Source organism: Candidatus Doolittlea endobia, assembly GCF_900039485.1.
Classification (GTDB): domain Bacteria; phylum Pseudomonadota; class Gammaproteobacteria; order Enterobacterales; family Enterobacteriaceae; genus Doolittlea; species Doolittlea endobia.
This window is the reverse complement of record NZ_LN999833.1, coordinates 207,851-220,164: the sequence shown is the minus strand read 5'-3', so window position 1 is coordinate 220,164 and position 12,314 is coordinate 207,851. Positions and strand designations below refer to the sequence as shown.

Here is a 12,314-nt window from a genome sequence, read left to right as displayed (position 1 = left end):
AGGGTCCATTGCAATCCAATAGGGACTAGCACGTATTTCTTCTTGTCAATGAGCACATGAATCCATGTTTGAAATTAATCCGGTTAAAAACCGTATTCAAGACCTGTCGGAAAGGATAGTCGTTCTGAGGGGATATTTTGGCTACGATATTAAAAAAGAACGTCTTGAAGAAGTAAACGCTGAGCTGGAACAGCACGACCTCTGGCATGAACCTGAACGCGCGCAGGTGCTAGGAAAAGAGCGCTCGTCGCTGGAAGCGATTGTTAAAATCATCGATCAGCTAACCCAGCGCTTGGAAGATATTACCGGCTTGTTAGAACTAGCGGTAGAAGAGGACGACGAAGAGACTTTCCTCGAAACTCAGGCAGATTTAAACAGCCTGGAAGATAAGCTGAATCATCTCGAGTTTCGCCGTATGTTCTCCGGTGAATACGACAGCGCCGATTGCTATGTTGATATCCAGGCCGGATCCGGTGGTACTGAAGCGCAGGATTGGGCCAGCATACTGCTCAGAATGTATTTGCGCTGGGCGGAATCGCGCGGTTTCAAAACTGAAATTATCGAAGAGTCCGCAGGGGAAGTAGCCGGCATCAAATCGGTGACTATCAAGGTCACCGGCGACTATGCTTATGGCTGGCTACGAACTGAAACAGGAGTACATCGCCTGGTACGAAAGAGTCCCTTTAACTCTGGCGGCCGGCGTCACACTTCGTTTAGCTCTGCTTTCGTTTACCCGGCAGTAAGCGATGATATCGATATTGATATCAATCCATCGGATCTGCGCATTGATGTTTATCGCGCCTCTGGCGCCGGCGGCCAGCACGTTAATCGAACTGAATCCGCAGTGCGGATTACCCATTTGCCGACTAATATCGTCACACAATGTCAGAACGATCGCTCGCAGCATAAAAATAAAGATCAGGCTATAAAACAGCTAAAAGCTAAGCTATATGAATTTGAGCTGCAGAAAAAGAACGCAGAAAAGCAAGCGCTAGAAGATACTAAATCCGATATTGTCTGGGGAAATCAGATCCGATCATACGTGTTAGACGATTCTCGCATCAAGGATCTGCGTACTGGTATGGAAACGCGTAACACCCAATCAATGCTAGATGGTAATCTGGACAAATTTATTGAAGCTAGTCTTAAAGCAGGGCTATGATGTTGGAATTATACTTACAGGACAGTACTTCTCAGACGCTGCATATGAATAACGAACTGCGCTCTCGTCGGGAAAAACTTTGCCAATTGCGTCAGCAGGGTATTGCTTTCCCCAACGATTTCCGACGGGATGCTGTGTGCGATCAGTTGCACGCTCGCTACGGAGAGAAAAGCAATGAAGAACTAGAATCGCTGAACAGTGAGGTCCGCATTGCCGGTCGTATGATGACCCGCCGTATTATGGGTAAAGCCTCCTTTGTTACTTTACAGGACGTGGGTGGGAAGATCCAGTTGTATGTTACCCGAGACGCTTTGCCAGAAACGCAATATAACGAGCAGTTTAAAAAATGGGATCTCGGCGACATTCTAGGCGCACGCGGAAAATTATTTAAAACCCATACCGGCGAGTTGTCGGTCCACTGTAGCGAAATTCGTCTATTGACTAAAGCGATCCGTCCTCTGCCGGATAAATTTCACGGCTTGGCCGATCAGGAAACCCGCTATCGCCAGCGTTATCTTGATTTAATCACCAATGATGAATCACGCCAAACATTTAAAGCACGTTCGCGCATTATAACGGAGATTCGCCGTTTTATGATGGCTAACGATTTTATGGAAGTGGAAACACCGATGATGCAGACTATCCCTGGTGCTGCTGCCGCGCGTCCGTTTATCACTCATCATAATGCTCTGAATATCGACATGTATCTGCGTATCGCGCCGGAGCTGCATTTGAAACGGCTGGTAGTAGGAGGATTTGAACGGGTATTTGAAATCAATCGCAATTTTCGCAATGAAGGCTTATCACCACATCATAATCCCGAGTTCACTATGATGGAACTTTATATGGCTTATGCGGACTACTGTGATTTAATTCTTCTAGTGGAACTGTTATTACGAACCTTGACGCAACGGGTACTCGGCAGCAGTATAGTACGTTATGGCGATCAAATTTTTGATTTCGGCAAGCCGTTTACTAAAATGACTATGAAAGAAGCTATCTGCTATTATTGTCCAGGAACCCATCCGGAAATGCTGGACGATATAGCTTCCGCCACTTTTATGGCCTCGTCATTGGGCATCAAGGTTGACAAAAACTGGGGACTTGGACGAGTTCAGGCCGAGATTTTTGAAGAGACAACGGAAAATTATCTCATTCAACCTACTTTCATCACCGCTTACCCGGCGGAAGTATCGCCGATGGCGCGCCGCAATGATGATAATCCATTTTTTACCGATCGTTTTGAATTTTTTATCGGCGGGTGTGAAATCGGAAACGGTTTTTCAGAACTTAACGATGCTGAAGATCAGGCAGCGCGCTTTGTCGAGCAAGCTGAAGCCAAAGACGGCGGCGACAATGAAGCGATGTTCTATGACAATGACTATATCACTGCACTTGAGCACGGCTTGCCGCCAACTGCTGGATTGGGAATTGGTATTGATCGCCTGATAATGCTATTAACTAATAAGCATACTATACGCGACGTAATTCTGTTCCCGGCATTGCGCCCTGAAAAATAGCCTTAATAAGAAGAGCGTATCCGTTTATCTATCATGGTACACCATAGCGGAACGTTCTGCTTTTAGGAAAAGCAGGTTTAAGTCATATTTTTGGACGTTTAATGTGGTATGTCCAAGCTATGCGCTCTATCTACTCATTAGTCATGTTTGGATTTGCCTGACAATGTTGACATTTCTATAGCCTCGGTGAATTTTTTGTTCTAAACCATCTAAACATTATGTCTCATAACTATACACTGTTTATCAGAAAAATGACTGATAATAAAAATCCGTTCTATTTATACAAATTGATAAATAGCCCTTACTACTGCGCACCAAAGAAAATGCTATCTTTTATGATCCTGAACGCTACTAAAAGATCTTACAATTACGCTATTCTGTGCAAAATTCAATCTTTTGCATAATTCCGGGACAACTATGAACAAAAGCACCGCTGAGATCCGTCAAGCGTTTCTCGATTTTTTCTATAGCAAGGGACATCAAGTGGTAGCGAGTAGTTCGTTGGTGCCTGATGATGATCCAACGTTGCTGTTTACTAACGCCGGCATGAACCAGTTCAAGGATGTATTCCTAGGTTTGGATAACCGTTCCCATTGGTCTGCCGCCACGTCACAACGCTGTGTACGCGCAGGCGGGAAACATAATGATTTAAAAAATGTAGGTTACACGGGGCGTCACCATACCTTCTTTGAAATGCTTGGGAATTTCAGCTTTGGCGACTATTTTAAACATGACGCTATTTGGTTTGCCTGGGAATTGTTGATCGGGCAAAACTGGTTTAACCTGCCTAAAGAAAAGCTTTGGGTTACAGTGTATACCACCGATGATGAGGCCTACAACATTTGGGCTAACGAAGTTGGAGTCCCTGCCGAGCGCATTATCCGAATCGGCGATAATAAAGGCAGCGCCTATGCTTCCGATAACTTCTGGCAAATGGGCGATACTGGACCCTGTGGTCCGTGCTCGGAAATCTTTTACGACCACGGTGAACATATTTGGGGGGGGGCTCCGGGAAGCTCGAAAGAAAATGGTGATCGCTATATTGAAATCTGGAACCTGGTGTTTATGCAGTTTAACCGCCAGGCTGACGGCACCCTGCTACCTCTTCCGAAACCCTCAATAGATACTGGTATGGGGCTGGAGCGTATTTCGGCGATATTACAACATGTCAACTCAAACTACGATATCGACTTATTCAAGACCCTTATCGCTTCTGCGATAGAAGCAACGGGCGCCAGTAATCCCGATAGCAAATCGCTACGGGTTATCGCTGATCATATACGTTCTTGTGCTTTCCTGATTAGTGATGGCGTCCTGCCCTCTAACGAGGGCAGGGGATATGTTCTGCGACGTATTATCCGTCGTGCGATTCGCCATGGTCATATGGTAGGCGCTAAAGACACCTTTTTCTACAAGCTAGTCGCGCCGCTCATCGACGTGATGGGTAACGCCGCTAGCGGGCTGCAGCTACAGAAGACAATGGTAGAACAAGTGTTGCGCGCCGAAGAAGAAAAGTTCGTCAAAACGTTAGAATGCGGTCTGGCACTGCTGAATGATAAGCTGCTCAAACTGACTGGAGAAACGCTTGACGGTGAAACTGCTTTCCGTCTTTACGATACTTACGGTTTCCCGTTGGATTTGACCGCCGACATTTGTCGCGAACGCAACTTGCGCGTCGATAAGGCAGGTTTTGAATGTGCTATGGATGCGCAGCGTAAACGTGCTCGTGAATCGAGCTGTTTTAACACTGACTATAATAGTTTGCTGCGTGTGGATGAAGTTACCCGTTTCTTCGGTTATAAACATCTTGAGCATCAAGGATGGGTAACCGCCCTGTTCCGTAATAACCAACCTGTCGACGTTATTCGCTCAAAAGAAGAGGCAGTAGTCGTGCTCGACGAGACGCCGTTTTATAGTGAATCAGGTGGTCAGGTAGGTGATCGTGGTGTATTGAAATCGGCCTCTGGAGTGTTCGAAGTGTCGGATACGCAAAAATACGGCAAGGCCTTCGGGCATAAGGGCAAGCTTAGCTATGGTGAACTAAAACTGCACTCGCAGGTTACCGCACAGGTAGATAGTGCACGCCGTGAACGCATTTGTCTGAATCATTCCGCTACCCATTTGCTGCATGCGACGTTGCGTCAGATGTTTGGTGAACATATCAGACAGAAAGGATCGCTGGTAAACGATCGATACCTGCGTTTCGATTTCTCTCATAGTCAAGCTATGAAACTCGAACAGCTGCGTAGGATAGAAAAAATTCTCAATGAGCAGATTCGGCGTAATTTGTCTATCCAAACCGACATCATGTCGCTGAAAGACGCCCGAAAAAAAGGAGCTATAGCGCTATTCGGTGAGAAATACGATGCGCAAGTTAGGGTCCTGAGGATAGGGGATTTCTCTACCGAATTGTGTGGTGGCACCCACGCTGTCCGTACTGGCGATATCGGTCTGTTTCGTATCATTGCCGAATCCAGTATTTCCGCCGGAATCCGCCGCATTGAAGCGGTCACTGGTGAAGAGGCGATAGCGTCGTTACATCAGCAAAGCGACCTGGTTCAGCATATAGCTCAGTTGGTAAAAGGTAATCATCAAACGCTGGTTGACAAAGTACGGACGCTGAAGGAACGTTCCAGACAGCTAGAAAAAAACCTTCAGCAATTAAAAAACAAAATGGCAGTACAAGAAAGCGCCTCACTCGCTCACAAGGTGCGCGATATCAATGGAGTCAAGGTTCTAGTAAGTCAGTTAGACTGCGTTGAACTGAAAACGCTGCGCATCATGGTAAACGATCTGAAGAATCAATTAAAATCGGCGGTTATTATTCTCGCCGTGGTAATGAATGGGAAAGTCAGCCTGATAGCTGGTGTAACTCAGGATTTAACCAATCGGGTTAAAGCGGGTGATATCGTTGTTCATCTCGCACAGCAATTAGGGGGAGAAGGTGGCGGACGACCCGATCTAGCGCAAGCGGGTGGTAACAATATTGCGGCTCTGCCGGCCGCGCTAGCAAGCGTAGATTCGATGCTAACCGCAAAGTTCCGAGTAGAATAAATGCAATTTAATAATTAATAATGCAACTTGCTATTAAGTCAATGGGGTAGTTTCCCTAGAAAGGGTTAGGCGCGAAACTGCTGATATCAACTGAACTTATACCAGGCAGAGCCTAAATATTGCGCATGTATTACTGGATGGCTATGAATGATGGTGGGAAACTAAAAGGTCTGACTCTTTTAATTTTTCAAGAAGCGAAGAATACTTATTCTGACTCATCGAGTTGGTGAGACTTTTATGATTGTCGATGTTAATGTGCCTAAAGAAGTTTCTATGCACCGCGAAGAAATATACCAGCGCATTCAAACTAAGAAGTCAAAACAGACTCCTTACTGATCCTTGTTCAGTGCTTTCTTTTGGGTAAGGCAAAACTCTATCATTCCTTAATTTTATTTTCTCTTAATCTTAAAGAGGCGGCCTATTATTTTACTTATCTGCGATAATTACATGAGAATTGCACAATTTCTTATCGGAATGTAAAAGGATTTGACTTATTAAACCTAGAAAGTACCATGTACGTCGTACGCAGCGTAATATTGATAAGATTCGACAACAGCTCGTAGGCGAGGTGGCCGAGAGGCTAAAGGCGCTCCCCTGCTAAGGGAGTATACGGTAAAAGCTGTGTCGAGGGTTCGAATCCCTCCCTCGCCGTCATTTATACTGCATCCGTAGCTCAGCTGGATAGAGTACTCGGCTACGAACCGAGCGGTCGGAGGTTCGAATCCTCTCGGATGCGTCATTCCTAGCTTAGCATTACTACTAGTTGTGTCTGTATTGCTTTAGCGGTCTGCCTACTACATTATTGCCTTCTCCTCTATTTGTTCTATGGAGATTCACTGTTCTGCTGTGAAGTGAACAAGTTACCGGCAATGCCTACCGCAGGATACCTTTTATATTATCGAGTTCTTAGACCATGATGGATGAAATGCTTATAATCTGGCAACGACAGCGTAGTTTTAAAATAATGTACCCTGAATTTTACAGAGACAATATAGTACAGGAGTTGTAAGTGAAACAATAAAATTAGAGTTACAAAAGGGTGTTTGATAGCAAATAGTACCTAGCTTTCATACGTACAATATGCAACAAATAAGTCGAAGAATAAGCGACGTAACTTATTTCCACTCTGAAAACACAGAGTGTATCGGCGAAAGTTTGTTAGTAATCTTTATAAAACGCTATAACGCCATGTTGTTGAACTGCTATCTTCAAAAAGAACAACCAATGCTTGTTTTTCAATCGTAACGACTGTTACTCAATATAGCCGTTTGAAGATAATAACAGGCACCACGATTAATATATAAGATACTGATGACTAAATATCAGTGTTATTGGGCGTTTTGTACGGTCAGGCCATTTTGATTTCGATTAACAGTGCGCGCAGGTTGTAGAGGTGAAGTTGGTTTAATGACGTTATCAATACCGGTTGAAACTGATGAGCTCTTCTGGCTTGAGAGTTTTCAACATCTGGCAAATTTTGACGCGTGCCTTAGAGCTTACAACAAAATTCAACCATGTGGAGTTAGGCTGTCTGTACGCCGGAGCGATAATGATTTCTACAGCCTAGCCTTTGATGAGCGATTGAGAAATCGGGTAGAGCTGTTCGGGGTAAAAACGTAAATTTCGTCGAGAAAGAGATCAGACTTAACGCTTTCAATAAATTCAAACGAGCTAACGGCATTCTTCTGAAGCTCAAGAAGATTTTGCATCCAGCGCTGAGCGCAAATTTGCACCGTAGTACCGATTAAGCCATGCTCTTTATACGTCAGATGGGCTGTTATCCCTATTTCCGCTATTTGGTCCATGTTCTCGGTACGAATCTGCACTTTAATCGGCACGCCGTGTGGACCTATCATTGAGGTGTGTAACGATTGATAACCGTTAGCTTTGGGAATTGCAATATAATCCTTGACTCGTCCTGGACGAGGTTTATATAAGCTATGTATTTTCCCCAGCACTCGGTAACAGGTATCCACATCGCTAACGATCACCTGAAAAGCGTAAATATCCATGATAGAGCGCAAACGCTGTTCTTTTAAATGCATTTCGCAATAAATAGAGTAAAGATGTTTTTCTCGTCCGCTGACGCGACAGGAAATGCCCACTTCAGTTAAACAATCCTCTATTTCAGTGAGTATTTTCTGGATCATTTCCTTGCGGTTACCGCGGACCGTTTTGACTACTTCTTTAATGACACGGTATCGATTAGGATACAGAGCTTTAAATCCCAGTTCTTCTAGTTCGATCTTCAGGTGATGAATCCCTAGCCTATGGGCTAATAGGCTGTAGATTTCAAGCGTTTCTCGCGCGATACGGCGGCGTTTATCTGGTCGTAGGGCACCTAGTGTACGCATATTGTGAGTACGGTCGGCAAGCTTTATCAGCACAACGCGGATATCTTGCACCATCGCCATGAGCATTTTACGGAAGTTTTCCGCTTGGGCTTCTTGCTTGTCGAGGAATTGAAACTTGTCCAGCTTAGATACTCCTTCCACTAGCCCGGCGACGCTTGTGCCGAACAGCTGTTTCATGTCCTGATAAGTAGCTGGGGTATCTTCGATAACGTCATGCAACAGCGCCGCCATTAGCGTTTCGTGATCGAGACGCATTTCGGCTAAAATGCAGGCAACCGCCACCGGATGAGTGATGTAAGGCTCACCACTGGAACGAGTCTGCCCCTCGTGGGCATCACGAGCGACAAGATAAGCTTGTCGAAGGAGTTTTATCTGATCCTCGGGCAGAGAACGCTGAATCAATAGGTTTAGACTTTCAAACAGAGACAAGGTAGGGTAATAACCTGTTGTTAGCGATGGCTTTCAGCGATCGAGGTCGCCATTTGAATTTCATTGACTTCCAGCTCTCGCTGTTCTTGACGATCCTGTAAGTCTAGGATCAGGCTGGTAACTAGGCCCTCCTCTATTTCACGCAGAGCGATGACAGTGTATTTATCGTTTTCTTCCGTTACTAGTGGATCTCTATCGTCAACCTGCATTTGACGCGCGCGACGCGCAGCGACTAGTACAAGGTCAAAACGGTTACCTATTTTCTCGACGGCGTCTTGTACGGTTACACGTGCCATATATAAGCTACTCCACATAAATGACTGAACATCATAACGAAAGTTGCATCAGTCTGCTAATAATTTATTGATCAATGCGTCATGCCTTAATTTCTGACGCTTAAGGCGCAACCGTTCAGCCCGGATGATAGCTTGCAGATCAAGCAAGGCCTGATTGAAGTCGTTATTGATGATTAAATAATCATACTCCGAAAAGCGGGTCATTTCAGCTACCGCCTGCGCCATTCTCCGACCGATCACTTCTTCGCTGTCTTGACAGCGATTACGTATTCTGCGATTCAGCTCTTCCATAGAGGGCGGTAAAATAAAGATGCTGCGCGTGTCTGACATTTTAGCTCGGATTTGCTGTGCCCCTTGCCAATCGATGTCAAGAAAAACATCGACACCGGTAACTAGAACCCGCTGAATAGCTTCGCGTGAGGTGCCATAATAATTGTCAAATACGCGAGCGTATTCGAGCAAGGCGTCCTTAGCAATCATGTGCTTAAATTCCGCTAGCGGTATGAAAAAATAATGCTGACCGTTTACTTCTCCGGGACGCATGGCACGAGTGGTGTGAGAAATCGACAAACGAGTGTCATGAAACGGCTTAGTTTTTAGCAATGCCTGAATCAGGCTTGATTTTCCTGTACCGCTTGGAGCGGAAACGATATAAAGCATACCTTGAGTCATTTTAAAATAAGTCAACTGAAGTTAAAAGAGCAAGATGGCAGTTTTTATTGTACACAGCATTAGAGGGTGCTGCATCTGCTAACTTAGCGATAAAGTCAGCCTAGTATGTTGACAAGAGCTTTGGTGAAAGGAGTGACTCTGATTTTATGAAAGTAGCGTATGGCGTACATCACATAATGATTTTGCCATGTATCGTGTTGATTTTGAAAGTGCATAGTTTTGCAAGCAAGATATCTAATGTAAGCACGTAATTAAAGTTATACTGCACTATCCAGTGAATATATTTTGCTTACTACATGGTTAGTTAACTCTCACAAGACTTGTAGTCATAGAGCCAGTCATCACAAGATAGAGAATATCTTATATTGAGCATAATAAGTAATTTAATCTAATCTACAAAATATAGTTATTTCTACAAAAAGAATAACCAATGTCTGGTTTGAAATCGCGACGACGGCCTTTAGTATTTAGTGTTTTGTTATTCAATGACAACCAACGGCTCGTCGAATTCAACAGGTTGACCGTCGTCTAGCAGGATAGCTTTCACTACGCCGGCTTTGTCCGATTCAATTTGATTCATGATTTTCATCGCTTCAACGATACAAAGAGTGTCACCAACGTTAACCTTTTGACCGACCTCAACGCAAGGTTTCGCATCTGGGCTTGGGGTGCAGTAAAACGTTCCCACTATCGGTGAACGTACAAGGTGTCCACGCATGGTCGCGGACACGGCAGCGGTTTCCTTTGCAACTGGCGCGGTAGCGTCCGGTACTGCGTGTTGCTGCACCGCAGGAATATAAGCTTGCATCATCGGATAAGCCTGTTGCGTTGTAGCACGATTAATACGAACCGTTTCTTCACCTTTAGAAATTTCCAACTCAGAAATACCGGATGTTTCAACCAGTTCAATTAGTTTCTTGATCTTACGAATATCCATTAGTGGATTCTATACTCTAATTAATTGGATGTAGACAGGCGTTTGATCGCTGTCTGTACAGCAAAGTGATACCCATCGGCGCCGAAACCGCATATCACACCAACCGCAATATCGGAAAGGTAAGAGTGATGACGGAAAGGTTCCCGCGCATGTACATTGGAAAGGTGAATCTCGATGAACGGTATATTTACCCCTAACAGGGCGTCACGCAGGGCGACGCTGGTATGCGTAAGCGCCGCTGGGTTAATAACAATAAAATCAGTATTGCCCCTGGTCTGATGAATCCGGTCAATCAGCATATGCTCTGCATTGGACTGATAATGGCTGAGTTCTGCTCCCAAGCTACTAGCTAGCTCGCTTAGATCTGCAATAATATCGGCAAGCATTGTATGACCATACTTGTCCGGTTCACGGACGCCGAGCAAATTCAGGTTCGGCCCGTTGAGAAGCAAAATATGGAACTTATTGGCCATTGTGCGACAACCTCCATTTAATTTACATTTAATTTACATTATTAAGTAGATAACTCAATTAGTTATCTTTTGCTGACATTTCGGTGCTGATTTGCCATTGGGGTCAGGCATTATAATGATATCGTACATTTTCGCAGCAAATTAGTGTGTATCTATAAAGAGATCTTTTAACGACTGTTATTGGGTGGGAGCAAGAGAATACAACTAACTGTGTTAGTGTTACAAGATGGCGTCTAGATCACAATAAATCGAATCCAAGTGCTTGCTAAAAAGAAAGATTCTCTTTTGGCAAATCGGCTCTGCCACTGCTTAATTTCCTATTTTAATATATATAGAGGATCGTGCCTTTCATTTTAACGCAGTCGAATCAAGGCGCTTAATCAGACGGTATACCAGCTGCAATGCATAGTGCCAGATGTAGAGATACGGTACAAGTATTAGAAATTATCCTCAATACTGTGATAGCGCATTTTGAAACATAACACCAAAGCAGATTGCCAATAACATTTAACGTTACAGTTATTATCTGTTGTGAAAATGATTTAATGTACGCCACAAGGCCACTCATTAGTAGCTGTTGTATGTTTAAAATCTCATAAGAACATGAGCCTTTGTTTATTTTTGGAGCAATACAACATTGCTCAGTAAATTTAACATAGTTTTTTACACGATCGATGTATGGCTCCGATCTTGTTATCCCCATACACTGACAAGTGATGTATAAGCCATAGAATGATGATATAATCATGCACGCCATACTTGCAGCCATCATATGAATTGCGCTGACCACAATTACCATAGAGTTAGCACATGTTCGCATCTCAGCTCACAGCTTTCACTGCATCAGCGATATAATGCGCTAGTCGGCTAACATGCTCGGTGTTTTCTCCTTCTACCTTGACTCGGACAAGAGAGGTTCAGTGCCTAATTTATAAAGAAGAACTCAGCCGCATCTGGCGAGTTTCTGTTTAATTGCGTTGCTAGACTGTTTACAGTCGACGCCAATAGAGAATCTGTTGCCAGAAAAACATACATTGAATTAGGATCTGTGGTAACAGATGCACACCATTGCACAGATCATGCAGATTCATATGATTATCGACTATCGCTGATAATACTTATAGCCTGGAAATAATACCGTCTCCTGTGATCATCTTGTCAAGCAAGATAATGTGCCAAAAGTCTTTAGTATTAATGCACAGCTTGTTCTTGCATCCAGCACATCGCGGTCGCCGAAAAGAACGCGTATAAAAGGCACCTTTAATTGCTTCAGTATTAGCGTTAACCCCATAATGCTTCATTAGCGTGCTAACTATGCCGCCAAACGGCTGGCCCTTGTACAGGGCTCCACGTGCGATAACATGCGGAATCTGATCATTATTTACTTTCTGATCTAAATGATCGATATAACTCCGAT

At 44.2% G+C, this 12,314-nt stretch carries 8 protein-coding genes, 2 tRNA genes and 1 pseudogene; 6 read left to right on the top strand and 5 right to left on the bottom strand.

Features of this window, described 5'->3' with window-relative positions; translation table 11 throughout:
• The first annotated feature begins 64 nt into the window (after nucleotides 1–64).
• From prfB to A4A68_RS00800, 6 genes are all read left to right on the top strand, one after another.
• Nucleotides 65–1,162 (top strand): peptide chain release factor 2, encoded by a 1,098-nt coding sequence (gene prfB / locus A4A68_RS00820; RefSeq protein ID WP_067565479.1) that lies wholly within the window; start codon nucleotides 65–67, stop codon nucleotides 1,160–1,162.
• Nucleotides 1,162–2,682 carry a lysine--tRNA ligase gene (gene lysS / locus A4A68_RS00815; RefSeq protein WP_067566513.1) on the top strand — a complete coding sequence of 507 codons (1,521 nt, stop codon included), beginning with the start codon at nucleotides 1,162–1,164 and terminating at the stop codon, nucleotides 2,680–2,682. The genes prfB and lysS overlap by 1 nt, the downstream gene beginning before the upstream one ends.
• A gap of 417 nt (nucleotides 2,683–3,099) precedes the next feature.
• The gene (alaS, locus tag A4A68_RS00810) at nucleotides 3,100–5,736 is read left to right on the top strand and encodes an alanine--tRNA ligase (RefSeq protein WP_067565476.1); all 2,637 of its coding nucleotides are present in this window, start codon (nucleotides 3,100–3,102) and stop codon (nucleotides 5,734–5,736) included.
• Nucleotides 5,737–5,937: 201 nt separating this feature from the next.
• Nucleotides 5,938–6,072: a carbon storage regulator gene (locus A4A68_RS03155; protein WP_082800142.1), complete on the top strand. Its 135-nt coding sequence runs from the start codon at nucleotides 5,938–5,940 to the stop codon at nucleotides 6,070–6,072.
• Nucleotides 6,073–6,298: 226 nt separating this feature from the next.
• A tRNA-Ser gene (locus A4A68_RS00805) sits at nucleotides 6,299–6,387 on the top strand.
• A gap of 11 nt (nucleotides 6,388–6,398) precedes the next feature.
• Nucleotides 6,399–6,472, top strand: a tRNA-Arg gene (locus tag A4A68_RS00800).
• Nucleotides 6,473–7,158: 686 nt separating this feature from the next.
• On the opposite strand, the pseudogene A4A68_RS00795 reads toward A4A68_RS00800, so the two are convergent.
• The 5 genes and pseudogenes from A4A68_RS00795 to aroQ all read right to left on the bottom strand — a co-directional run.
• Nucleotides 7,159–8,519: pseudogene (locus A4A68_RS00795) on the bottom strand (RelA/SpoT family protein); the annotation flags it as partial.
• A gap of 20 nt (nucleotides 8,520–8,539) precedes the next feature.
• On the bottom strand, nucleotides 8,540–8,815 hold the full coding sequence (gene rpoZ, locus A4A68_RS00790) for a DNA-directed RNA polymerase subunit omega (RefSeq protein WP_067565474.1): 276 nt from the start codon (nucleotides 8,813–8,815) through the stop codon (nucleotides 8,540–8,542).
• Nucleotides 8,816–8,863: 48 nt separating this feature from the next.
• Nucleotides 8,864–9,487 carry a guanylate kinase gene (gene gmk, locus A4A68_RS00785; RefSeq protein ID WP_067565471.1) on the bottom strand — a complete coding sequence of 208 codons (624 nt, stop codon included), beginning with the start codon at nucleotides 9,485–9,487 and terminating at the stop codon, nucleotides 8,864–8,866.
• Nucleotides 9,488–9,965: 478 nt separating this feature from the next.
• Nucleotides 9,966–10,424: an acetyl-CoA carboxylase biotin carboxyl carrier protein gene (gene accB / locus A4A68_RS00780; protein ID WP_067565468.1), complete on the bottom strand. Its 459-nt coding sequence runs from the start codon at nucleotides 10,422–10,424 to the stop codon at nucleotides 9,966–9,968.
• A gap of 20 nt (nucleotides 10,425–10,444) precedes the next feature.
• On the bottom strand, nucleotides 10,445–10,897 hold the full coding sequence (gene aroQ / locus A4A68_RS00775) for a type II 3-dehydroquinate dehydratase (protein WP_067565465.1): 453 nt from the start codon (nucleotides 10,895–10,897) through the stop codon (nucleotides 10,445–10,447).
• Nucleotides 10,898–12,314: the final 1,417 nt, after the last annotated feature.